Source organism: Streptomyces sp. NPDC029466 (assembly GCF_055574515.1).
This window is the reverse complement of record NZ_JBVHZH010000066.1, coordinates 1-22,949: the sequence shown is the minus strand read 5'-3', so window position 1 is coordinate 22,949 and position 22,949 is coordinate 1. Positions and strand designations below refer to the sequence as shown.

20 protein-coding genes and 1 tRNA gene are annotated in these 22,949 nt (G+C 70.9%); 12 read left to right on the top strand and 9 right to left on the bottom strand.

All coding sequences use genetic code 11. The features are described from left to right. Positions 1-119: 119 nt before the first annotated feature. Entirely contained in the window at positions 120-1,418 is a 1,299-nt protein-coding gene (locus ACZ4XD_RS34200) for an FAD-dependent monooxygenase (protein WP_468048756.1), read from the bottom strand. Positions 1,419-2,102: 684 nt separating this feature from the next. Between ACZ4XD_RS34200 and ACZ4XD_RS34195 the strand changes: the two genes are divergently transcribed. Next, positions 2,103-2,489 carry a chorismate mutase gene (locus ACZ4XD_RS34195; RefSeq protein ID WP_468048754.1) on the top strand — a complete coding sequence of 129 codons (387 nt, stop codon included), beginning with the start codon at positions 2,103-2,105 and terminating at the stop codon, positions 2,487-2,489. A gap of 23 nt (positions 2,490-2,512) precedes the next feature. Here ACZ4XD_RS34195 and ACZ4XD_RS34190 read toward each other — a convergent pair whose 3' ends face one another. Further along, positions 2,513-2,791: a hypothetical protein gene (locus tag ACZ4XD_RS34190; RefSeq protein WP_468048752.1), complete on the bottom strand. Its 279-nt coding sequence runs from the start codon at positions 2,789-2,791 to the stop codon at positions 2,513-2,515. Positions 2,792-2,980: 189 nt separating this feature from the next. Here ACZ4XD_RS34190 and ACZ4XD_RS34185 point away from each other — a divergent pair, with 189 nt between their 5' ends. The 6 genes from ACZ4XD_RS34185 to ACZ4XD_RS34160 all read left to right on the top strand — a co-directional run bounded on the left by ACZ4XD_RS34185 (position 2,981) and on the right by ACZ4XD_RS34160 (position 8,899). After that, positions 2,981-3,622: an HAD family hydrolase gene (locus tag ACZ4XD_RS34185; RefSeq protein ID WP_468048750.1), complete on the top strand. Its 642-nt coding sequence runs from the start codon at positions 2,981-2,983 to the stop codon at positions 3,620-3,622. Positions 3,623-3,730: 108 nt separating this feature from the next. Continuing rightward, the gene (locus ACZ4XD_RS34180) at positions 3,731-4,924 is read left to right on the top strand and encodes a helix-turn-helix domain-containing protein (protein WP_468048747.1); all 1,194 of its coding nucleotides are present in this window, start codon (positions 3,731-3,733) and stop codon (positions 4,922-4,924) included. A gap of 288 nt (positions 4,925-5,212) precedes the next feature. Beyond that, positions 5,213-5,590, top strand: a complete 378-nt coding sequence (locus tag ACZ4XD_RS34175) for a DUF6415 family natural product biosynthesis protein (protein WP_468048745.1) — start codon at positions 5,213-5,215, stop codon at positions 5,588-5,590. 716 nt (positions 5,591-6,306) lie between these two features. Next, on the top strand, positions 6,307-6,819 hold the full coding sequence (locus tag ACZ4XD_RS34170; RefSeq protein WP_468048740.1) for a hypothetical protein: 513 nt from the start codon (positions 6,307-6,309) through the stop codon (positions 6,817-6,819). A 12-nt stretch (positions 6,820-6,831) separates the two neighbouring features. Then, a complete protein-coding gene (locus ACZ4XD_RS34165) occupies positions 6,832-7,008 on the top strand; it encodes a hypothetical protein (RefSeq protein ID WP_468048737.1) in 177 nt (58 codons plus the stop codon). Positions 7,009-7,309: 301 nt separating this feature from the next. Next, positions 7,310-8,899 (top strand): aldehyde dehydrogenase family protein, encoded by a 1,590-nt coding sequence (locus ACZ4XD_RS34160; RefSeq protein ID WP_468048735.1) that lies wholly within the window; start codon positions 7,310-7,312, stop codon positions 8,897-8,899. Positions 8,900-8,918: 19 nt separating this feature from the next. On the opposite strand, the gene ACZ4XD_RS34155 is transcribed toward ACZ4XD_RS34160, so the two are convergent. Next, the gene (locus ACZ4XD_RS34155) at positions 8,919-10,253 is read right to left on the bottom strand and encodes a DUF2254 domain-containing protein (RefSeq protein WP_468048733.1); all 1,335 of its coding nucleotides are present in this window, start codon (positions 10,251-10,253) and stop codon (positions 8,919-8,921) included. 105 nt (positions 10,254-10,358) lie between these two features. On the opposite strand from ACZ4XD_RS34155, the gene ACZ4XD_RS34150 reads away from it, so the two are divergent. Continuing rightward, positions 10,359-10,446, top strand: a tRNA-Leu gene (locus ACZ4XD_RS34150). Between the two features lie 297 nt (positions 10,447-10,743). Here ACZ4XD_RS34150 and ACZ4XD_RS34145 read toward each other — a convergent pair. From ACZ4XD_RS34145 to ACZ4XD_RS34135, 3 genes are read right to left on the bottom strand one after another with little or no spacing between them, the layout of a single operon-like run. Further along, entirely contained in the window at positions 10,744-12,306 is a 1,563-nt protein-coding gene (locus ACZ4XD_RS34145; RefSeq protein WP_468048731.1) for a GMC family oxidoreductase, read from the bottom strand. Positions 12,307-12,321: 15 nt separating this feature from the next. Next, a complete protein-coding gene (locus ACZ4XD_RS34140) occupies positions 12,322-13,896 on the bottom strand; it encodes an APC family permease (protein WP_468048728.1) in 1,575 nt (524 codons plus the stop codon). Beyond that, a complete protein-coding gene (locus tag ACZ4XD_RS34135; protein ID WP_468048725.1) occupies positions 13,893-15,362 on the bottom strand; it encodes an aldehyde dehydrogenase family protein in 1,470 nt (489 codons plus the stop codon). Before ACZ4XD_RS34135 ends, ACZ4XD_RS34140 begins: the two co-directional genes overlap by 4 nt. Before the next feature lie 234 nt (positions 15,363-15,596). On the opposite strand from ACZ4XD_RS34135, the gene ACZ4XD_RS34130 reads away from it, so the two are divergent. Next, positions 15,597-16,094: a DUF6314 family protein gene (locus ACZ4XD_RS34130; RefSeq protein ID WP_468048723.1), complete on the top strand. Its 498-nt coding sequence runs from the start codon at positions 15,597-15,599 to the stop codon at positions 16,092-16,094. A 103-nt stretch (positions 16,095-16,197) separates the two neighbouring features. On the opposite strand, the gene ACZ4XD_RS34125 is transcribed toward ACZ4XD_RS34130, so the two are convergent. Then, on the bottom strand, positions 16,198-17,706 hold the full coding sequence (locus tag ACZ4XD_RS34125) for a hypothetical protein (protein WP_468048721.1): 1,509 nt from the start codon (positions 17,704-17,706) through the stop codon (positions 16,198-16,200). Positions 17,707-17,899: 193 nt separating this feature from the next. Here ACZ4XD_RS34125 and ACZ4XD_RS34120 point away from each other — a divergent pair, with 193 nt between their 5' ends. Both ACZ4XD_RS34120 and ACZ4XD_RS34115 read left to right on the top strand, forming a co-directional pair. Beyond that, positions 17,900-19,225 carry a PucR family transcriptional regulator gene (locus ACZ4XD_RS34120; protein WP_468048719.1) on the top strand — a complete coding sequence of 442 codons (1,326 nt, stop codon included), beginning with the start codon at positions 17,900-17,902 and terminating at the stop codon, positions 19,223-19,225. Between the two features lie 65 nt (positions 19,226-19,290). Then, complete coding sequence (locus tag ACZ4XD_RS34115; RefSeq protein ID WP_468048717.1) at positions 19,291-19,809, top strand: GNAT family N-acetyltransferase; 519 nt, start codon at positions 19,291-19,293, stop codon at positions 19,807-19,809. Positions 19,810-19,903: 94 nt separating this feature from the next. On the opposite strand, the gene ACZ4XD_RS34110 is transcribed toward ACZ4XD_RS34115, so the two are convergent. Both ACZ4XD_RS34110 and ACZ4XD_RS34105 read right to left on the bottom strand, forming a co-directional pair. Then, complete coding sequence (locus ACZ4XD_RS34110; RefSeq protein WP_468048715.1) at positions 19,904-20,773, bottom strand: class I SAM-dependent methyltransferase; 870 nt, start codon at positions 20,771-20,773, stop codon at positions 19,904-19,906. Positions 20,774-20,836: 63 nt separating this feature from the next. Continuing rightward, a complete protein-coding gene (locus ACZ4XD_RS34105; protein WP_468048713.1) occupies positions 20,837-21,499 on the bottom strand; it encodes a TetR/AcrR family transcriptional regulator in 663 nt (220 codons plus the stop codon). Positions 21,500-22,013: 514 nt separating this feature from the next. Between ACZ4XD_RS34105 and ACZ4XD_RS34100 the strand changes: the two genes are divergently transcribed. Beyond that, positions 22,014-22,829: an SAM-dependent methyltransferase gene (locus ACZ4XD_RS34100; protein ID WP_468048710.1), complete on the top strand. Its 816-nt coding sequence runs from the start codon at positions 22,014-22,016 to the stop codon at positions 22,827-22,829. The last annotated feature ends 120 nt before the right edge of the window (positions 22,830-22,949 follow it).

Sequence of the window (22,949 nt, the reverse complement as noted above, 5' to 3'; positions counted from 1 at the left end):
TACGTGCCGTAGTCGCGCACGAGCGGATCGCTTCCGAGGGGGGATGCCTCGGCCGTACGGTCCGCACGCCCCTGGTGGATCCGCCGGGCCGGGCACGGCCCCCTCACGCTGACGCAGCGTCAGTTCTTCAGCTCGTGGCCGCCGAACGCGCCCGAGCCATCTGCCGTGGACCAGGCCGCCGCCAGCCCGGCCTGGTCCAGCGTCCGCCAGTCCGGGGCGTCCTGCACCAGGAACCGGCCCAGCCGCCGCCCCAGCTCGACCATCGCCCGGCCGGCCCGCCCGCGCTCGGCGCCATACGCGTCCAGCGCATCCGGCCGCTCCGGTGCGGCGCACAGTGCGGCCTCCAGGGCGGCGGCGTCCTGGAGCGCCTTCACCGCGCCGCCGGCCGTGTGCGGGCGGGCGACGGTGGCCGCATCGCCCGCGAGCAGCAGCCGGCCGGCGGTGTAGCGCGGCGCCGTGAAGTCGTACATGGGCTGGATGAAGCAGTCTTCACGTGGTGTCAGCCGGATCAGCCCGCCCCAGTACGGCGGGAGCAACTCACTTGCCACATGGGTGAGATGGCGGTGCAGGGCATCGGTGAGGGTGCCGGGCGGCAGGCTGGTGGGGGAGGCCGACGCCAGGTCGAGGCCGGCCGGCGGAGCGGTGTACAGGACCCAGTTGGCGCGATGGCCGCCGTGGCCGTCCGGGATGCGGTAGATGATGACGTGGCCGCCGGGAAAGACCACGTAGATGCAGTCCTCCACCGCCCAGGGAGTGGCCGGCAGGCCGGGCAGATCGAGCTCGGCCAGCCGCTCGGCCGGGACGGCGCCGCGCCAGGCCAGATAGCCGGCGTACTCGGGCCGTACATCGGGAAACGCGGCGGCACGGACCGTCGAGCGATAGCCGTCCGCACCGATGACCAGGTCGAAGCGCTCCGTACGGTGGCCGCTGAGGTGCCGTACGCCGTCGCTCGTGCCGTTGCCGCCGCCCTCGCCGTCGTCGAGCCGCAGCGTGGCACCGTCCGCGACATCGCTGACCCCGGCCACCCGTACGCCCGGCCGGAAGACGGTCTCCTCCGGCAGCCGCCGCCGTAACTCCCGCCAGAGCGGCCCCCAACAGTACGAGCGGAACGGGAAGGGCAGGGTGGCGAGCCGGCGGCCGAGCGGCGCGGTGCCGTCGCGGAGGTACCAGCGGCGGGTGGTCAGCTGCACCCACGGCATCGTGGTGTCCAGGTAGCCGGCGGCCGCGAGCTCGGTATAACGGGCGTTGTGCACCGCCAGGCCGACGCCGCGGTCCGCGAGGCGCCCGGTGGTGCGCTCAAGGACGGTGATCCGGCCCGCGCCGGCCCGATGCGCGGCCAGCGCCGTGGCACAACCGGCGATACTGCCGCCCACGACGGCGACCTCGGCCCCGGCGATCCGGATGCGATCCGTGTTCATACGGTGGGTGCCCCCTGCACTGTCCGGCGGCCGGCGGTCGGTCGGCGCGCTGCGGTCGACGCGGCACATTCTCACAGGAGTTGTCCCTGAGGGCAGGGTGCGTGCGGCGGAGCGGCGGGCGTCCCGGACGGCAGGACATGAAAGACCAGCACGAATCAAGGGAAGACGGAGGGATGGCCGGGCCGAGGTGTGGGTAGGTGCTTGAGCCGGGGCCCGGTTGAGCGCCCCGCATCCGGGGTCGGCCATTGCCGCGGCCCCGCGCGAAACGGCCCGGTGGCGGGATCTGTGGGGGATCCCGCTACCGGGCGTAGCGCAGACACCGCCGGCCCTTACCGAGGGAGAGGCAATCCCCGGCACCGGCGGCCGCGTCCCCTCGCCAACCCGTCCCGAACTGCTCCGTGGCGCGACGCTCTTCACCCTTCCGGGCACTCTGCGGCCCGCCCCTTCACCTCGCGGCAGTTGCCCCGGATACCCCTCGTCCGGCGGGTCCCCTTGCCCCGTCCCGCTCCCGTGATCCGTTCCCTTACCACCCGACCGGGTCCGATCCCGGCCATTCGGTCCGATCCGCGAGACCAGCCCAGTTCACCGGCCTTCGTCCGGGTAATGTGCAGCCGATCAGGCATGACGTACCCGAAGCAGGACACCGCACCGGGCACCCGACCGACCACGAATGGCGAGACGCACATGAGCGAAGGGACCGCACCGGCGGCCGGCGAAGCGGCCTCCGTTGCCGACGAGGCGGCCCGTGAGCGGCTGCTTTACCTGCGCGGCAGCATCGACAACCTCGACGCCGCCCTGGTGCATCTGCTCGCCGAGCGCTTCAAGTGCACCCAGCAGGTCGGCGAGCTCAAGGCCCGGCACAGCCTGCCGCCCGCCGACCCCGCCCGGGAGGCCGCGCAGATCGAGCGGCTGCGCCGGCTGGCCGAGGACGCCAAGCTGGACCCGGCCTTCGCCGAGAAGTTCCTCAACTTCATCATCGGCGAGGTCGTTCGCCACCACAAAGCCATCGCTCATCAGGCTTCTACCAGCAACGATGAGCGGAGCGAAGAGACTCCAGCTCCCGCTGAGTGATCATCTGGGAGATACCTGGGAGATCAACTTTGTGAGGCGAATTTCGCCGAGTCTTTCGACTCCCAAAGGGCGCGCCAATCGAGATTACGCATTGCCTGCTCGAAGATTTCTTGCAGGCCGTCAAGGCGTTGCTGGCGCATTTTCGTGGCGTCGCTGGCGCGGGCGGGCGGGTGGATGAAGGTTCCGCGGTGCCCCTCGATGTAGAGCAGCCCCTCTGAGGCCGGGTGTCGAACGGCACGGTAGGCCGTCTGACGGGCCACCCCGTACGACAGGTAGGGGCCGTCGCACTTGCGGCGGCCCACGCTGTGAGCAGCCGCTCGTAAGCGTCCTGCTCCTCCGCAAAGAGGGGGCGTCCGGTGCGGGCGGCCATGAATTCGCGCATCGCACGGTTGGACTCGGCGGCGGCGTCGGAGACGCAGGTGGTCGCCATGGGGCGAATCCTATGGCCGGGGGCCGACAAGCGCGCACAGATCGGGCCGTAGGCTGCTCGCATGATCCGTGCAGTTGCCTTTGATATTGGGGAGACGCTGATCAGCGATGACCGCGGGTGGGGCGCGTGGGCCGACTGGCTCGGCGTGCACAGGCACACGCTGTCGGCTCTGGTCGGAGCGGTCGTGGCGCAGGGCCGGGACAACGCCGATGCGCTCCGGCTCGTCTGTCCGGGCATCAATGTGGAGGCTGAGCGGGTAGCGATGGAACGGGCAGGCCGTGGCGAGTGCCTGGAAGAGTCGGACCTGTACCCCGACGTCCGTCCAGCGCTGGCTGCTCTTCGACGCACCGGGGTTCGTGTGGTCGTGGCCGGCAACCAGACGGTGCGGGCCGGCGAGTTGCTGCGGGCCCTCGACTTGCCGGTGGATGCCGTCGCGACGTCCGGGGAGTGGGGCGTGGCCAAGCCGGCAGAGGCGTTCTTCACGCGCATCATCGAGCTGGCTCAGGTCCCGGCGGGCGAGGTGCTGTACGTCGGCGATCACCCGCAGAATGACGTGCTGCCAGCGGCTCGTGCCGGGCTCCGTACGGCCCACCTGCGCCGTGGCCCGCTCGGGCATCTGTGGGCGGACAGCGAGGACGCGCAGGCCGCTGACGCCCGGGTCACGAGCCTGACGGACCTGGTGGACGTGGTGCACTCCCTGTAGGCGTTAACGGGACGGCCCCGCCCACGAGATGCGGGCGGGGCCGTCTGCGTTCCCGGACCGTGACGGCGCGGGTACGGTTCGGAGTGGCTGCACCGAACGGAGACCAGTATGCCCAGCATCGTGTATCGCGGGGTAGGCCCCCGCATCGCCTACGAACGCCGCATCGCCAGCCTCACCCAGGCCGACTTGGCACGCGCCGCCGGCGTCGGTCTGGGCACCATCCGGAAGATCGAGCGCGGTGAACGCGGCGTATCCGCCGCCGTCCTGGATGCCATCGCTGATGCGCTCGACATCGACCCGGCCCGTCTGCTGCCCGACAAGGAGCGCCCTGACGAGCGCGTACACCGGGCTATGCCGGGGCTCTCCTCGGTACTCGCGACCTATGACGTACCCGGCGACGGGCCGTGCCGCTCACTGCCGACCCTCACTGAGGCGGTCGCCTCAGTCGTCGCGTGGCGGCTCGGTGCACAGTATGTGCGCGTGGCTCGCGCTGTGCCGGATCTGCTGGCTGAGTTGTGTCGTGCGTTGCAGGGAGCAGCACCGGGCGACCGCCCCGCCGTCGCCCGGTTGTTGGTGGACGCATGCCGGGCCGCGGACGCGGTCGCCTACAAGTATGGCGCCCGAGACCTGTCGGCCCGCCTGATCGACGTAATGCGGTGGGCTGCCGGGCAGGCGGATGACCCGGTGGTGGACGCGACGACGGCGTACGTTCGGACGGAAACGTTCTTCGCCGCCAGTGCGCATGCTGCTGGGTTGCGTGCCCTCGAACTCGCCGCGGACCAGCAGGCGCTGAGGACTTCGGTGCCCGAGGCGGTTGCTGCCCGTGGCGCCCTGCACATGCGTGCTGCTGTGATCGCGGGCCGGGCTGGTGACGGCGACTCGGCAGAGACGCACCTCGACGCCGCACGCGTCCTCGGCGACGAGGTTGCGGAGGACGTGTACAGCGGCACGGCCTTCGGCCCGGACAGTGTCCGCATCCACGAGGTATCTGTGGCGGTCAGCCTCGGGGATGACCACCTGGGCAGGGCGCTGAAGTTGGCACGCGAGTGGGCGCCACCGCGGGACCTGCCGGCCGAGCGGCGGTCGGGTTTCTATATCGAGCTGGGGCGGGCGCAGCTGTGGTCAGGCCGACCGGATGCGGCGTTCGAGTCGCTGAAGGTAGCGCGTCGGATTGCTCCGCAGCACGCCCGGGAACATCGGTGGGTTCGGGAGGACGCGGCCACTCTGCGCCGGCTGAAGCGCGCGGATGCCGAGAGCTTGTCGAACTTCGCCGAGTGGTGTCACGCCGGGGCGGGCGCCTGAGAGGTACCCCTCACAGGGGTACTTGAGGGGTACCCGTGGGGCGAGTCTCTTCCTGAGCCCACCGGCGCAGGGAGAGACCGTGACTGTAACGAACGCTCCGCCTGACATTCCGCTCGCAGAACCCGACGTGAGTATCGTCCGGCTGCATGGCGAGGCGTGCTATTGGTGCGGCGCAGCTCACAGCACTCTCACGCCAGCTGGGTCAGTTGCCACTCCGGTCGATGACCGTGGCGGCATTCGCGTCTGGTTCATCGTGGCTTGTCTGCCGCACCGGAACCGGAGGCCGCAGTGATTTCGCGCGCCGAACCGGGCGCCGAACAGCGGCTTGCACCCACTCTTCCGATCGATGCCGAGACCATCAGCGCGACGATCCGTCGGGCGCTGCGCCTTGGTGCCGCCCGGCCCGAGCTGGACGAACTCGCCGCTGCACAGGAGGACCTGCGGGGGCACATCGCGCTCCTCCTCCCCCTGGTGCGTGCGGATCAGGCCCGGCTGCCGCAGGACAGCGGTCTCACGCACATGGTGGCCGCCCGGCTGGTCGGGATCGCCGAGCGGGCGGGACAGTCGCTACGACCTGACACGCTCGCGGCCCACTCACAGGTGGCCGGCACCGCCCGTGACTGTCAGTACCTGCTGGCCATGCACACCGCGGCGACGGCCCCGTGACGCCCCGCCAGCGCCGCATCCTCGTGTACTGGACGTGGCTCGTTGTCATCTCCTTCGTGATTGTCGTCGGCAGCATCGCGGGTGGTGACGGCTGTGGATAGCCAGTGCGCCTGCGGCTCCACCCTCAACCTGCGCGTCGTGGAGGTCGACACCGCGACCGGGCCCGCGAGGACGGTCACGTGCTGCGGTGCCTGCGCCCATTTCCCGGCCGGGCCCCCAATCCCAGACGGCGTCGCACGCGTGCTCGCACGACGCGCCGGCGTTCGTTCCCCCGGCGAGCCGAGACGGCTTCGCCCCTGAGACCCCGCGGCGTAGACGTCCCCCGTCGTCGGCGCCGCTGGCCCGCCGACCGCCGCGCACCTCACCGCGGTGGCCGGCCACAAGACCCCCGCCCCGGCCGAATCTTCCTTGGCCGGACTGCTCGGCCGGGACGGGTCGGGCCTCCGCTGGAGGCCCCGCAAGTGCACACCGACGCGGGGATGGACCCCGCGCCGATCAAGCACCTGGAGGTGCAGCATGCGGTACCGCCTCGACGTGGTCAAGCACGGCGATGAGGAGAACTCGCAGGGCGAGACCGGTTCCGGCTCTGACGGCCAGGAGGGGAACCCCTCGCAGGGCTGTAGCGACAACTGATCATCTGGCACGCCCGTTGATCGAGTAGGTGAATCGGCCCCGCGCCGGAAGACTGGCGCGGGGCCTTCCAAGGAGGAGCACACATGGCACGGGGCATGTCCGACACCAGTCGGGTTACGGTATTTCCGCTACTGCACCGCTGGTCAGAGCTGCACAATGGACCGATGGGCCGGTGCATCGTCGCGTATGCCGAATCGGGTGAGGGTGGAGTGGACGCCGTTCTCGGGGTGGTCCCGCGGCCTGACCTGGTGGACGGCACACCGTCGCTCATGGATGTGGCGGCACGCCACGAGCCCAGCGGTTACGGCCCCAAGGGCCCCAATGCGTACGGTTCCTGGCTCGCCTGCCTCGGTTGGAGCGCCCGGGTGACACCGAAGCGGGGGCAGCTCAACATCCCGACGGCCAGCTGGGAACTGGACGTGCACCAGTCGGTCCGCAATTTGCAGCCTCAGGGGACCACAGCCAAGTCCGTTTATGGCCACGTCAATGTGCACGTCGGCGTGTTCCGGTTGACGGACCCGGCGCTGATGGCCGAGGCCGAGGGGGTGCTCGCTCGCACGGGCCTGTCTGTGATGGAGCAGTTGCAGCCGGCTTAGTTCTGCCCCGAAATGAGTCCCGTCCGGGCGAACGGACGGGGCACTCTCGTCGCACCATTCCGCTCGGGGCTTCGCTACGAATCCCGGGCCGCCTTCATCATCGGCGAGGTCGTCCGCCACCACCGGGAGATCGCCGACCGTACGCACGAAGAGGCGACGGCGGAAGCGGCGGGACCGGCGGCGGGCTGAGCCCGGTACGTCGGAACGGACGGCAGGGCAGCGCCCGCGCGGCAACGATCCGCGTGGGCGCCGTCGTTTCCGGTGCGGCTCACCCCAAGAATGGCGCAGCCCCTCCTTGACCGTCCGGCCCCACGGTCGCCTCACCCAGCTGGCCCCGCCGTCCCCGCCGAGTGACACTCGCCATACCCGACGCCGGACCGTCCCGCAGTGTCGCCGCGCCCACTACCGTCCAGTAACACGGTTCCTCCGGGAGCCGACCGAGCGCCACCACCCTGCCCCTCCGGCCGTGCACCGAGAGCGGAGACACATGATGGCCACCACCCCCGCATCCCCCGCCGACCCGGGGCGGAGCGACCGCCCCGCCCCGACGCTCATACTCAAGCCCGGTACGTCCTGGACGGACGCCTGGCAGCGCAGCCTGGCCGCGGCCCCCGAGGCGTTCCGCGACGACCAGGCCCTCAACCTCTGGGGCGCCGCCTGGCATCCGGACGGCCACCCGCTGCCCGCCACCAGCCCAGTCGACGGCAGCCCGGTCGCCGGCCCGCCCCGGCTCGACGCGGACGCCGCGCTGCACGCCGTACGCGCCTCCCTCGACCAGCACCGGGCCTGGCGCCAGGTCCCGTTGGCCGAACGCAAGGCCCGGATCTCCGCCACCCTCGACGCGCTGACCGAGCACCGCGAACTGCTCGCCCTGCTCCTCGTCTGGGAGATCGGCAAGCCCTGGAAGCTCGCCCAGGCGGATGTCGACCGGGCCATCGACGGGGTCCGCTGGTACGTCTCCGAGATCGACCGGATGCTCGTCGACCGCACCCCGCTGCCCGGCCCGGTCAGCAACATCGCCAGCTGGAACTACCCGATGTCGGTCCTGATCCACGCGATGCTGGTGCAGGCGCTGGCCGGTAACGCGGTGATCGCCAAGACCCCCACCGACGGCGGCCTGGTGTGTCTCACCCTCGCCTGCGCGCTCGCCGCCCGGGAGGGCGTCCCGGCCACCCTCGTCAGCGGCAGCGGCAAGGAGCTCTCGCCCTCCCTCGTCCGCTCACCCGAAATCGGCTGTGTGTCCTTCGTCGGCGGCCGGGACACCGGCGCCCGGGTCGCCACCGCCGTCGCCGACCTCGGCAAACGCCATATCCTCGAACAAGAGGGCCTCAACACCTGGGGCATCTGGAACTTCACCGACTGGCCGGCCCTGACGCCGCTGCTCCGCAAGACCTTCGACTACGCCAAGCAGCGCTGCACCGCCTACCCCCGCTTCGTCGTCCAGCGGGAGGCCTTCGCCGACTTCCTCGCCGCCTACCTCCCGGCCGTCCGCAGCGTCCGCTTCGGCCACCCCCTGGCCGTCGCCGACCCCGCCGATCCGCTCCCCGAGCTCGACTTCGGCCCGCTGATCAACGCCGCCAAGGCCAAGGAACTCGCCGACCTCACCAACGAGGCGATCTCCCGGGGCGCGGTCCCCCTGCACCGCGGCAGCCTGGCCGACGGTCACTTCCTGCCGTCCCAGGACACCTCGGCCTACCTTCCGCCGACCACGCTCCTGGCCCCGCCCCCGTCCTCCCCGCTCCACCACGCCGAGCCCTTCGGCCCCGTCGACACCCTCGTCCTCGTCGACACCGAGGCCGAACTCCTCGCCGCCATGAACGCCAGCAACGGTGCCCTGGTCGCCAGCCTCTCCTGCGATGACAAGGACACCTACGACCGTCTCGCGCCGCAGATCCGCGCCTTCAAGGTCGGCCACGGCAAGCCGCGTTCGCGGGGCGACCGCGATGAGCTCTTCGGCGGCTTCGGCAACTCCTGGAGCGGTGCCTTCGTCGGCGGCGAACTCCTCGTCCGCGCGGTCACCGAAGGCCCGGAGTCCGAACGGCTGCCGGGCAACTTCCCCGACTACCACCTGATGCCGTAGCCAGAGCCCCGGACCGGCGTCAGCCGATCCCCTGCCGGTCGGGGGACGAGGCGAACCGCCGGTCGGGGGCCGCCGGCACCGCGCGCTCCACCGCCTGGAGCAGGAGCGTGCGGTGCCGCACCAGCGGCTTACGCCGCGGTTCCGGTGCGAGCCGCAGCAGATCGTCGATCCCGGCCAGCATCCGCCGGCTGACCTGCGGACTGCGCACCGCTGCCGCCCGGATCTCGGTCAATCCCAGGTCCACCAGATCGGCCCAGGCCGGCACGTTCTGCACCAGCCGCACCGCACCCCGGCGGTCCCGGTGGTGCACCGCCCCGAGCGGCCGCCCCACCACCGCCGCGAGAATCTGCACGATCCGGTCCAGACACTGCACGGCCGTGGTCGGGTCGTTCACCGCGGGCGACAGCGCCCGCAGCGCGATGTCCGACAACTGCCGCAGCCCGAGCCCGAGATCCTGGTGAAAGGTGCGCTCCACCCCCACCGACACCGTGCGCCGCAACGCCCACCGGGGCGGCACCGTCTCGCCGTGCACCGCCAGTACCGGCGTCCCCGGCAGCACGAAGTCCCCGATCCGCGGCAGCAGCCGCAGCACGACCCCCTGCCGCCGGGCGACCCGCACCAGCCGCGCCACATACACATCCCGTACGAGCCCGGCCCGGCCGGTGTGCGCGACCCGCCCCGTCTCGGGCGCCAGGGAGCCGCCGTCCTCCGCGCCCTCCTTGCCCGTGCCCTGCCGCGCCAGCATCCGCAGCGTCTCCCGGGTGATCCGGTCGACCACCGGCCCCACCTGCATCAGCCGCAGCGTGGCTGACACATACGCGATGAACAGCACCAGACTGAGCACCACCAGGACCATCGTCAGCAGGCTCTGCACCACGGGCACCGAGGTGACCTGGCGGATGTCGGCCTCACTCTCATATGAGGTGAGCACCAGCAGCGAGAACAGGAAGGTCGCCAGGAAGACAGTGAGCGTGATCTTGCTGATCCGGCTCCGGACGAAGATCCGCACCACCCGCGGGGTGAGCTGACCGCTGGCCATCTGCACCGCGACCAGCGAAATACTGAAGACCACCCCGATGAAGGTCATCATCGCCGAGCTGATCGTCGTCACGATCGTTCTGGTGTCCTCGGCGACCGACACCAGCTCCCGCAGCGTCGCGTACGCCTTCTCCCGCTGGAGCAGCGCGACGATCTCAAGATCGAGCTCCGACGCCCCCCACCACAGCAGCCCCGCACCCACCAGCCCCACCGTCGGCGCGAACCAGAAGGTGTCCCGCAGATGCTCCCGTAGCGGCGACAGCGCACGTGGCCTGCGGGGACCACTGATATGCGCGACATGTCCCTCATTGCCCATAAATCGAGGTTATGTGGGCAGCGGATACGCAGGTGAAGGGCACTCCGAAAGCTTGGTATTGTTGTCCATGTCGCCGCGGGGAACGCCCCGTGAAGATCACACCTAGTCCGGGTGGCGGAATGGCAGACGCGCTAGCTTGAGGTGCTAGTGCCCTTTATCGGGCGTGGGGGTTCAAGTCCCCCCTCGGACACCAGCGAAAACCCCTGCTGAGCAGGGGTTTTCTGCATTTCCGGGCGACGGGGCAAGAGATGTCCAAATTGACTGTTCCATACCCTTTGTTTGGGAGTATCCTGAAGACCGGCCTACGGGGCGAGCGAGGGAGTTCGACCGGACTGGCCTCGGGGAAGGGAGCTCTGGCTCTCGCCGAGGACAAGAGGAAAGGTCGGGCTGAGAGGCTGAAAGGTCGTAAGACCGGACGGCGACCCCCAAGCACCTGATCCGGACAATGCCGGCGAAGGGAGCCCACCTCGTAGGTCTTTTGCGTGCCCGGTCATGCGCTCCGCATCATGTCCGCGCACTTCTCCCCGATCATCATCGTGGTGATGCACGGATTCACGGCCGGCAGGAACGGCATCACCGAACCATCGGCCACCCGCAGACCCGTGACGCCCTTGACCCGCAGCTGGGGGTCGAGCGGAGTGGCCTGGTCGTCGGTGGCGCCCATCCGGACCGTGCAGGCGGGGTGGTAGACCGTGTTGTGGGTGGTGCGGATGTAGTCGAGGAGCTCGGCGTCGGAGTGGGCGGAGGGGCCCGGGGCGAGTTCGGTGCCCGCCCAGTCGGCCATGGCGGGCTGGGCGATGATCTCGCGGGCGAGCCGGAGCCCGTGGGTCATGACGCGGATGTCGTGCTCGTCGGTGAAGTAGCGCGGGTCCACCTTGGGCTTGTCACGGAAGTCGCGGGTGCGCAGCCGTACGGTGCCCAGGGAGCGGGCGCGGGTGACGTTCGGGGTGAGGCAGAAGGCGTTCTCCGAGGTGGGGTAGCCGCGGCGGTAGGTGTTCATGTCGAAGGGCACCTGGCCGTAGTGGAACATCAGGTCCGGGCGGTCCAGGCCCGGCTCGGTGTCGGCGAAGATGCCGATCTCCCACCACTGGGTGGAGGAGCGGACCATGGGCTGCTTGGCGTCCCACATGATCACGCCCTCCGGGTGGTCCTGGAGGTTGGAGCCGACGCCGGGGGAGTCCACGATCGGCTCGATGCCGGTGGCGCGCAGATGGGTGGCCGGGCCGATGCCGGAGAGCATCAGGAGCTTGGGTGAGTCGATGGAGCCGCAGCAGAGGACGGTCTCGCGGCGGGCGTGGACGGTGCGGGTGTGGATCAGGTCGGGGGCGAGGTAGTCCACGCCGGTGCAGTGCCGTGCGGAGTCGAAATTCAGGCGCCTGGCCTGGAGTCCGGTGCGTACGTCGAGGTTCTTGCGGGTGCCCATGACGGGGTGGAGATAGGACACCGAGGCGGAAGAACGGGTCCCGTCCGGGCGGCAGTTGATCTGGAACCAGTTCGCGCCCCGGATGACGGTCTTGCCGGTGTTGAAGGCGGCGGTCGGGATGCCGGCCGCCGCACAGGCTTCCAGGAGGGCCACTCCGCACGGGTCGTGGGGCGGGACGGTGCGCAGGACGACCGGGCCGTCGTGGCCGTGGTGGTCTCCGGGGCCGTCGTTGTTCTCCAGCCGCTGGAAGAGCGGGAAGCAGTCGGCCGCGCTCCAGCCCGTACAGCCCATCGCGGCCCACTCGTCGAGATCCTCGGCCGGGGTCCAGAAGGCGATACAGGAGTTGTGTGAGGAGCAGCCGCCCAGCACCTTGGCGCGGGCGTGCCGCAGGAAGCTGTTGCCGTTCTCCTGCGGCTCGACCGGGTAGTCCCAGTCGTAGCCGGACTCCAGGAGCCCCATCCAGCGGTCGAGGCGCAGCACGTTCTCGTCGCCGACATCGGACGGACCGGCCTCCAGCAGGCAGACGGTGACCGCCGGATCCTCGCTGAGCCGGGCCGCCACGACGGCGCCGGCCGTGCCGCCGCCGACCACGACGTAGTCGAACTCGTCCACAGGTGCCTCTTGGGACATCGTGCCGTCTCCAGATCAGGGGGTGGGGTTGCCGGCGTCGCCCGAGGTGCCGCGGTGCGGGTGGACGGCGGCGTGCATGGCCAGGACGCCCGTCTTCTTGCGCTGGACGAACCAGTAGTAGGCGAAGCCGCCGAGCGCCACGACGCCGATGAACAGGAAGGCGCCCCAGCGCAGATACCAGTGCTGCGGGCCGGTCGCGTTGTAGACCGCGGCGCGCGGCCAGGCGAGGTTCAGGGACATCGCGAGGCCCCAGAGCACCGCCAGGAGGTTCACCGGAATGCCGAACTTGCCGAGGGAGAACTTGCCCTTGGCCGGAGTCCAGTTCCCCCGCAGCCGCTGGATCAGCATCGGCAGGGTGACCGACAGGTAGGCCAGATAGATCATGATGATCGCGATGCTGGTGATCACCGAGAAGATCTGCGGCTGATTGACGTTGATGACGAGGATGCCGATCGCCACCAGACCGATGATGACGGCCGGCAGCACCGGCGTCTGGAAGCGCGGGCTGACCTTGGCGAGCAGGGAGGCGGCCGGGAGGTTGTTGTCCCGCGCCATCGCGAACGCCAGGCGGATGCCGGCGGTGTGCACCGCCAGTTCGCACACGGTGATCGCGATGACCACGCACCAGAGCACGATCTGCCCCACGGTCGAGCCGAGGGTGGAGAGCACCACGTACTGCAGACCGTCCACCTTCAGCTGTTCGGCCTGGAGGTCGGGCACGGACAGCAGGGCGAACAGCAGGATCAGACCGCCGATGAGGAAGGACGCGACCAGCGCCCGGAGGATCGCGCGGGGGGCGTTGCGGCCGGGGTCCTTGGACTCCTCGCCGAGTGACGAGGCGGTGTCGAATCCGTACATGACATAGGCCGAGGCCAGCGACGCGGTCAGGAACGCACCGAAGTAGCCGAGGTTCTCGCCCGCGCCCAGGCCGAAGGTGTCGGTCACGACGTCGGGGCCGCGGGTGACATGCGCGGCGAGCAGCAGGACCAACACGATGGCGGCGATCAGCTCGATCGCCACGCCCGCGGAGTTGATCCGCGCCATGAGCTTGACGCCGAAGGCGTTGACCAGCGTGGTGAACGCGATCAGCACGGTGCCCAGCAGGACGGCGTTCTCGGCCGCGGACTTCCCGGTGCCGTCACCGATGAACTGGAACCACGACGAGATCTGCGGCAGCGTCACCTGGTAGGCCAGCGCCACCGCGGACAGCGAGACCATGGTCGCGGTCAGCATCATCCAGCCGCCGAGCCAGCCGATGTGCGGGCCGCCGAGCTTCTTGGCCCAGTTGTAGACCGATCCGGCCACCGGATAACGGGCGGCCAGCTCACAGAAGCACAGCGCCACCATCAGCTGGCCGAAGAAGACCATCGGCCAGGACCACCAGTACGCCGGTCCGCCCTGGGCGATGCCGAAGTAGAACAGCTGGAAGGTGCCGGTCAGGATGGAGATATAGCTGATGCCGGCGGCGAAGGTGTGGAAGTTGCCCAGGGTGCGCTTGAGTTCCGGCTTGTAGCCGAGCTCGGCCAGTGAGTCGTCGTCGTGCTCACCGTGGGCCCGGCTGCCGGGGTGGGGGGACTCGGGGCCGGTCACTCGAACCACCTCTGCGGCCGTGGCGCGGTGTTGCGCCAGACGTGCTTGGCCTCCTGGTACTCGGCCAGCCCCGCCGGCCCCAGCTCGCGGCCGACGCCGGACTGCTTCATCCCGCCCCACTCCGCCTGTGGCACGTACGGATGGAAGTCGTTGATCCACACCGTGCCCGCGCGCAGCCGGGCCGCGACCCGGTGCGCCCGCCCGCTGTCCTGCGTCCACACCGCCCCGGCCAGCCCGTACACCGTGTCGTTGGCGAGCGAGACCGCCTCGTCCTCGTCGCGGAACCGCTCGACGGTCAGCACCGGGCCGAAGCTCTCGTCCCGGACGACGGACATGTCCGGGGTGCACTCGTCCAGCACGGTCGGCAGATAGTAGAAGCCGTTCGACAGCGACGGATCGTCCGGCGGGGAGCCCCCGCAGAGCAGTACGGCGCCCTCTTCGAGCCCGGCCGCCACATACGCCTCGACCTTCGCACGGTGCGCGGCCGAGATCAGCGGGCCGGTACGGGCATGCTCGTCGAACGGTCCGCCGAGCCGGATCCGCTGGGCGCGGGAGACCAGTTCGTCGACGAAGGCATCGTGCAGCTCCTCCTGGACCAGCAGCCGGGCGCCCGCCGAGCAGACCTGCCCGGAGTGCAGAAAGACGGCCATCAGGGCGTAGTCGACGGCGGTGTCGAAATCGGCGTCCGCGAAGACGATGTTGGGGTTCTTGCCGCCCAGCTCCAGCGCGATCTTCTTCACCGTCGGGGCCGCGGCGGCCATGATGCGCCGGCCGGTGAGCAGCCCGCCGGTGAACGACACCATGTCCACCCGCGGGTCCTCGGTCAGCAGCGCCCCCACGGCCGGGCCGGTGCCCAGGACCAGATTGGCGGCGCCGTCGGGCAGTCCGGCCTCGGCCAGCAGCCGCATGAGGTGGACGGCGGTGTGCGGGGTCAGCTCACTGGGCTTGAGGATGAAGGTGTTGCCCGCGACCAGACAGGGGGCGACCTTCCAGGCGGTCTGGAGCAGCGGGTAGTTCCACGGGGTGATCAGCGCGCAGACGCCGACCGGCTCATGGCACACCGTGCTGGCGATCTCCGCGGCACCGGCGTCCACCACCCGGTCGGTGCCCCCGGCCGCGCCGAGGTTGCCGAAGTGGCGGAAGCAGTTGGCGATGTCGTCCATGTCGTAGCCGCTCTCGACCAGCCGTTTGCCGGTGTCCAGCGACTCGGCCTTCGCCAGCACGTCCCGGTCGCGCTCCAGCAGCTCGGCGACGCGCAGCACCAGCCGGCCGCGCTCGGCCGCCGGGGTGCGGGGCCAGGACCCGTCGTCGAAGGCGGTGCGGGCGGCGGAGACCGCCGCCGCCGCGTCCTTCGGCCCGCCCTCGTCCACGGTCGCGACCAGCGTGCCGTCCGCGGGGCAGCGGATCTCACGCACCTGCCCGTCGGCCGCTGCGGTCCACTGACCGCCGATGAACAGCTCCGGCATGGTGGTGCCTCCGGTCTCCGGGCTCGGACGGGGCGGCCGCGGCAGGGCCCGGCCGCCCCCGCCGACGGCGTCAGGCCGCCGGCCGGCCCGCCGTGCGGACCTCGGTGACGATCACTGAACCGAGAGTAAGACGGGCGGTGCGGCTCCGCACGGTACGAGGGGCCGGGGGAGAGGGGAGCGGCACCGGGTGGGGCCGACGGAGTGACCTGGTGCGGCGGGCGGGACAATGGACGGATGGGCAGCGAGCTGAGCCGGGAGCGGACGCCGGGGCGGGACCGGGAAGGGACGGCGACGGCGCCGTACCCCGTGCCCGATGTCGCGGCGTACCTCTCCGGCCGCTGGAGCATCGAGCGCACCGTGGACGACCTGCGCAACGGCGCCGGGGGCAGCTTCCGCGGCACCGCCGACTTCCGGCCCGACGCGACCGGCGAGGCGCTGCTGCACCACGAGGAGGGGCAGCTGACGTGGGGCGGGACGGTGCAACCGGCGAGCCGCACGCTGCGTCTGCGGCCCCGCCCGGACGGCACCGCCGCGGTCGAATTCGCCGACGGCCGGCACTTCCACGACCTCGACCTCAGGACCGGCCGGTGGACCGCCGTCCACCCCTGTGCCGCGGACCGGTACGAGGGGACCTTCACCGTCGTCGGGCCGGACGAGTGGCATCTGGCGTGGCGGGTCGGCGGCCCGGCCAAGGACCAGTTGCTGTGCTCGGTGTACCGGCGGCTGGGGTGACGGCGGAAGGGGTGCCCGTGGCCGGGCCGGCCACCGTACGCAACGCACGGCGCCCCCGGAGACAGCTGTCCCCGGGGGCGCCGGTGGCCGTTTCGCGGCGGGATCAGGCGGGGGGCAGCTTCCCCCGTCCGAAGAGCTTCCGCTCGTCGTGCAGGGCGAACGGCGTGGTCCGCAGATCAACGATCCGAATACCGAAGATCTTCAGTTGCAGCATCAGCTCGGTCTTCAGGTCGTAGCCCGCGCTGAGCGCCCATGCCGGGGTGCCGCCACCGGTCGCGGCCGCGGCCCGCCCGGTCAGGTGGACGGACAGATCACCGCCGACGCCCGCCGTGTCGTACAGGAACACCTCGGCACGCGCCCCGATACGGGCCGTCGCGGAGGCCGCGCCCTCGACCCGCGGCGCCGCGCCCTTCGTCTGCTGCCGCGCCTCGTTCAGCGGCTGCCACCCGTTGCTGCGGTCGTACTTCGCACCGACGGCGAACGAACCGTTGGTGCGCTGGTCGGCGTCGAGCACGATGCGGCCGTCCGCGGTGAAGCGGTAGGTGAAGGTGACCTCGGTGCTGACCACGACGGGCACCGGGCCCACCCAGAAGACGTGCCGTCCGGTGACCGCCGCGATCGGCACCGCGACCTGCCCGGTGTCCGCGGTGCCCCGGACCTTGCCGTGCACCTGCCAGCCGTAGCCGTAGGAGCCGCCGAGGCCGATGGCCGCCTTCTGCGGCAGCAGGTTCAGCCCGCCGCGCTTCTCGTACTGGAAGATCAGCTCGGGCCGGAACGACACCTCGCCGGACAGCCGGGCAGGAGACTTCGCGGTCGCCTGCACGCCCTTGGGCAGCGGCACATTGAGCCCCAGCCGCAGGGTGGTGAGCGCCTTACGCGCCTCGGGCGACAGCGCGCTGTCGGAGGAGGCGGGGGCGCGGGTACCGGAGGGCACGAGCTGGGTGCGGACCCCGGAGGAGTCGGACGCCGAGGGGCTCGGGGAGCCGGAGGCGGTGGCGTCCGGGCTGCCGGACGGCGTGCCCGGCTCGCCGGACGGAGTGGCCGTGCCGCCGCTGTCCGCGCCGGGGCGCTGCCGGACGGTGACACCCGAGGAGAGCGGCTTGACCGAGATCTCACCGGGCCGCAACGCGGCGCGTTGGTCCACGTTCTGATCGCCCAGCAGCTCCGAGAGCGTGGCGGGGGCGGTGGTCACCCGCACCTTGCCGTCGTGGGAGCCGGTGACCTTGCGGACCTTGAACAGCGCACCCGAAGGGGCGTGCCGGTTGGGCGCGGCGGCGACCACGTCCCCGGACCGTACGGTCTTGCCGGCGGACGGCTTGAGCTCCGCCTGCTTGCGGTGCGCGTCGTACGACGAGAGCTGTACGGAGACCGAATTGCCGGACGGGCTCGGCGCGTCGGACGGCCTGGCGACCGCGGCACCGCCCTCCGGACCGGTGGCCTGGGCATCGTCCGGCACGGCACCGGGCGCCGTCGGCCCGGCGGCCGGTATCCCGGCCGAGGACGTGCGCGGCTTGTCGGGGCCCGAGAGCAGCGCGTGGGTGCCGAGGGCGGCGGGGACGAGTACGCCGACCGCGGCGGCGGGCACCGCGATACGACGCCAGGAAACAGCCATGGAATTCCTCGATGGTGCGGGGGGTGACGGGGAGGGACAGCGGGGCCGCGCACCGAACGCCGGGACGAGTCCGGACGGCTGGGGAAAGTCGTCCAAGTTCGAACATCTGTAGGGGTTCGGGCGGCTTCCTCGTAGCATGGCGACGAATGATCGCTTTCGCCATGGGGAAAGACACCGAGTCGGGAGGGGACGGGTGGAGACTTCCACAACGGTGCCGGAGTCCGCCGCCGCGCTGCATGCCGGTATCGACGCGCTCACCGACGAGGTCATCGACGGCCTGCGGTCCCAACTCCCCTCCTACGCGGCGGTGTCGGCGGAGCGGCTCCGGCCGAGAGTGCTGGCGTCGCTGCGCAACGGCCTCTCGCTCGTGCAGCGCTGGGCCGAGGAGCGGCGGACCGCGCGGGGCGTCGGCCGCGGCGACGGCTCGGCGTACGGCATCCCGGAGACACATCTGGACGAGGTGACGTCCCTGGCCCGCTCGTTGCCCGTCGAGGACATCATCTCGGCCTACCGGATCGGCACGGATGTCGTCTGGCGGCGGTTCGGCGAGGAGATGACGGCCCGGGGCGGGACCGCCGAGGACCTGCTGCCGATCGCCGAGACCCTGCGTGCCTGGGTCGACGCCAACACCCTGCGGATCGTGCGCAGCTGCCGGGTCGGCCTCCAGGGCGACGACCCGACGGCGGAGCGCCGGCATGCCGCCATGGTCCGCGCCGTGCTGCTCGGCGAGGCGCGGTGGGACAAGTCCCCCGGCGCCTGGGACGCCGGGCGTACCGGTGAGGGCGCGGCCGACGGGCACCGGCCCGGGGGCCACGCCGATGACGCGGAGGCCGTGGACGGCTCCTACGAACACAGCGCCCTCCGCCTCCCCTTCCGTGCGCGACTGCCCGATGTCTCCCCCTCCGGCGAACCGGACGGTGCTCCCGCCGCCGTGGGCCACGCCGGCCCCGGTGACCGCGCTTTCCACCGGACCGTCGCTCTGCTGCGTCCCTGGCTCGCCCTGGACGAGGCGGGGCGCCCGCTGGTCACGACCGTGGACGGGGATGTGGCAGGACTGCTGGTCGGGCGCCCGGCCGGGCTGTGCCGCAGCCTGATTCTGGGACTCGGCGCCCCGGCCCCCGCCTCCGGGATCGCCACCGAATTCACCCGGGCCACCCAGGCGTTGCGGGCCGCCGCCGGATTCGGGCTCGTCGGCGCGTACACCCGCGAGGAGCTGGGGCTGCGGGCCACGGTTGTGGCGCTGCCGGCCGTGGGGGAACAGCTGGTACGGCTCCGCCTGGCCCCGCTGGGCGAACGGGGCGAGGACGGCGCCCAGTTGGCGGAGGCCGCGGCCGCCTATCTACGACAGGGCCTGCGCCTGGACGCGGCCGCACGGACCCTCTATGTCCACCCCAACACCCTGCGCAACCGCCTGCGCCGCTTCGAGGAGATCACCGGCACCAACCTCCGTGACCCGGCAGATCTGGCCGAGGTCTGGTGGGCGCTGACCCACCGCAGGTTCCATGGGCCGACGGACTGAGGCGCCCGCCGCAGCTGCCACAAAAGAAGAACCGGATGCCGGACGAGTTGCCTATATTCCTGTCCATGCCCGAGATACAGCTGCTCCGCCCAGGCCACGCCCCCGCGCTGCTCGCCTTCGAGCAGGAGAACCGGGCCTACTTCGCCGCGTCCGTCCCCGACCGGGGCGATGACTACTTCGCCCGGTTCGACGAACGGCACCGTGCCCTGCTCGCCGAACAGGCGGCCGGTGTCTGCTACTTCCACGTCCTGGTCGGCGCCGAAGGTGAGGTGCTGGGGCGGATCAACCTCATGGATGTCACGGAGGGCGACGCCGAACTCGGCTACCGGATCGCCGAACGTGCCACGGGCCGGGGGCTGGCCACCCGGGCCGTACGGACGCTGTGCGACCTTTCCGCCACCCGCTACGGGCTGACCACCCTGCGTGCAGCGACCACACTCGACAACGCGGCATCGCGGGCCGTGCTGACCCGCTCGGGGTTCACCGTCGTCGGCGAGAGCGAGCTCTGCGGTCGGCCCGGCCTGTTATACCGCCGCGGTCTTGCGCAGCACACCGCTCCGCCCGGTGCGCCGACCGCCCGTTAGGGCCGGCACCGTTGCCGTGCTCTCCGGTGGTCCGAAGGCTTCGGACCACCGGATGCTCGCCGCACATCTGCCGCCACCGGCCGCCGGTACGGCCTCAGTTCTTGACGGCTCGCAGTGCATACAGCAGCGGAACGATCGGCTCCGACGGCGGAAGCCGCCACCAGCCGTTCTCGCTCGGCACCATCGAGTCGAACCGTTTCCAGGGCAGCAGTTCGGTCTCCCGCACCAGTTGGACGGTCAGCCCCGCGCCGACCACGGCGGAGATGACCTCCCCGAGGCCGTGCCGCCACTCATAGCTCGTGGTGGCTCCCTGCACCGGCGGACCGTCGGTGTAGGTGCACGGCGTATCGCTCCTGAGGGGACCGCGGCCCCCTAAGTAGTCGTTCCGGAGCCGCAGTTCCTGCTGGTCCGGGCCACCGGCCGGCCCCAGGGAGTCCAGCAGCGGATGGAATTCGACCAGATAGAACGTCCCGCCCGGCCGGAGCAGTGAGCTGACGATGCCCGCCCAGGCGGTCAGATCCGGCAGGTAGCACAGCGCCCCCTTGCCCGTGTAGATCACATCGAAGCGTCGTGCACCGAGCGCCTCCGGGGCCCGGTGCACATCCGCCTGGACGAACTCCATGGTCCGGCCGGCCTCCTCGGCGAGCCGCCGCGCCTCCGCGATGGCCGCCGCCGAGAAGTCGAGGCCCACCGTGCGCGCGCCCCGCTCCGCGAAGGCCGCCGTCTCGGTGCCCAGATGGCACTGCAAATGCAGCACGTCCCGCCCGGTCAGCTCGCCGAGATCCGTCCACTCGAAGGGCGCGAACCAGTCCTCGGCGGTACGGGAGCCGTCCAGCCCGTAGAACTCGCTGGCCACATGGACCGGGGTGCGGGCGTCCCAGTTGGCCTGGTTGGCCAGCACCATCTCCTCGGTGGTGGGCGGAATTCCCGGACGGAGCGTCAGTTCACTCTTGTTCATGGTCATCCGTCCCTTCTACCCGCCGGCCCGGGGCGCCCACCAGTAGGGACGCCGAGGCGACGAGTGGTCCTACCCCTCCGCCCCTACCCGCTCCCCGTCCGGTGTCGTCCACACCTCCCCGTCGAGGACATTGCGCATCCCCACCCACACCATGTTCATCAGCCGCAGGGTGATCCGCTCCGGGGGCTCGTCGGGATGCAGCACCATCCAGTCGGTGAGCGAGTCCGCCGCCCCGACCAGGGTGTACGCCACGAAGTCGGCCTCGTCCTCGGCGCAGGCGGGCCCGGCGCCCTCCGCGCTACAGGTTCGGACGACTCCGGAGACCTCGGTCAGCACCGCTTGCCTGCTCTGTGCCAGCTCCGCGGCTATCGCCGGGCTCAGCTCCGATGCCTGGCGGTGCAGCACCACCCAGCTGTCCGGGTGTTCGGTGACAAAGGTGAAGAACGCCAGGAGCCCCGCCCGCAGCCGCAGTTCGGGGGAGGGCGCCGGGCCGGCGGTGGTCCGGAACGCGGTCACCAGGCGCTCGGTCTCGCGGCGCAGACAGGCGAGGAACAGTCCTTCCTTGGAGTCGAGATACAGATAAACCATCGGCTTGGAAATTCCGGCGAGTTCAGCGATCTCGTCGACCGAGGAGGCGTGGTAGCCGCGCTTGGCGAAGACCCCGATCGCCGCGTCGATGATCAGCTGCTCCCGGACCGGCCGGGGGAGGCGTCGCCTGCGTATGTCGCTCATTCGTGCCACCTTACCCCCACCTTACTGGTGAGTAAGTTTACGTGGATGTCAGATTCCCGGGGGAGGGTGTCACCGCTCCGCGTCGTGATCGGCAGGTGTAAAGCGGGGTGACGGTGGTAGGCGATCTCACGCAACGCCCCATTCCGCAACGGCAGTTGCTCGGGTGCCTGCCGGGGTGGAGCGGATGCGGTAGGGCCCGGGTGTGCTCCTGGGCCGGGCCCAAGACCGCGGCGGGGGGCGTGCCCGGCGTTGGGTGTCGCCGGAATATGGAACGGGCCGCCGCCTGTGAGTGGCGTGGTGGCGGCCCGTACCCCCCCGCCTCGAACGGCCTTTCGGGTCAGAGCTCATGACGACCCATCACCTCACCAGCGGACCCAAGGAACACCCGTCGCTCGTCTGCAACAACCGCCCTCCGCTGGGTATGTTGGGGACTGCGGGGCGTGGTCGTACAATCACGCAACGATCGGCCGCTGCCCCCTGCCTGAGGGCTGTCGAAGCGACGGGAAAGTGTGCAATGAGCCAAGAGACGCGACCGCAGTCCAGCGCCGTCGACGTCAGCATCCCGAGTGTGGCGCGGATGTACGACTACTACCTCGGTGGCAAGGACAACTACGCCGTCGACCGCGACGCCTGCGATGAGCTGAGCAAGGTCGTCCCGAGCACCCAGGTGCTGGCGATCAACAACCGGCGTTTCCTCCAGCGGGTGGTCCGCTGGCTGGCGCGGGAACACGGCATCCGGCAGTTCATCGACCACGGATCAGGGCTGCCGACCCAGGACAACGTCCACCAGGTCGCCCAACAGGTCGACCCGCGGTCCCGTGTGGTGTACGTCGACAACGACCCCATCGTGCTGGCGCACGGCCGCGCCCTGCTGGAGGAGAACGCCAACACCGCGGTCATCCAGGCGGATATGCGGGACACCGACGGCATCTTCAGCAGCCCCGAGGTCGAGCGGCTGATCGACTTCGACCAGCCCGTCGCCGCGCTGTTCGTCTCCGTGCTCCACTGCATACCGGACGCCGACGACCCGGCGGGTCTGATCAAGCGGGTCGCCGACCGGCTGGTGCCGGGCAGCTTCCTGGTGGTGTGCCAACTGGTCAGCGAGGACGCCGCGACCCGCGACTTCGTCACCGAATTCATGCGGGTCAGCACCCATGGACAGTGGGGGCGGGTACGTCAGGCGCATGAGCTGGCCGGATTCCTGGAAGGGCTGGAGGTCCAGGAACCGGGCCTGGTGGAGGTCTCCACCTGGAAGCCGGACGCGGACATCGGCCCCAAGCAGCTCACCCAGGAGTGGATCGAGTACGGCGGCGTGGCCCGCAAGCCGTAGCAGGGGCGCGCCACAACGCGGAAGCGGGGGGGGGGGGGGGGGGGGGGGGGGGGGGGGGGGGGGGGGGGGGGGGGGGGGGGGGGGGCGGGGTTGGTTGGCGTTTACCCTCGCTGTTCCCTC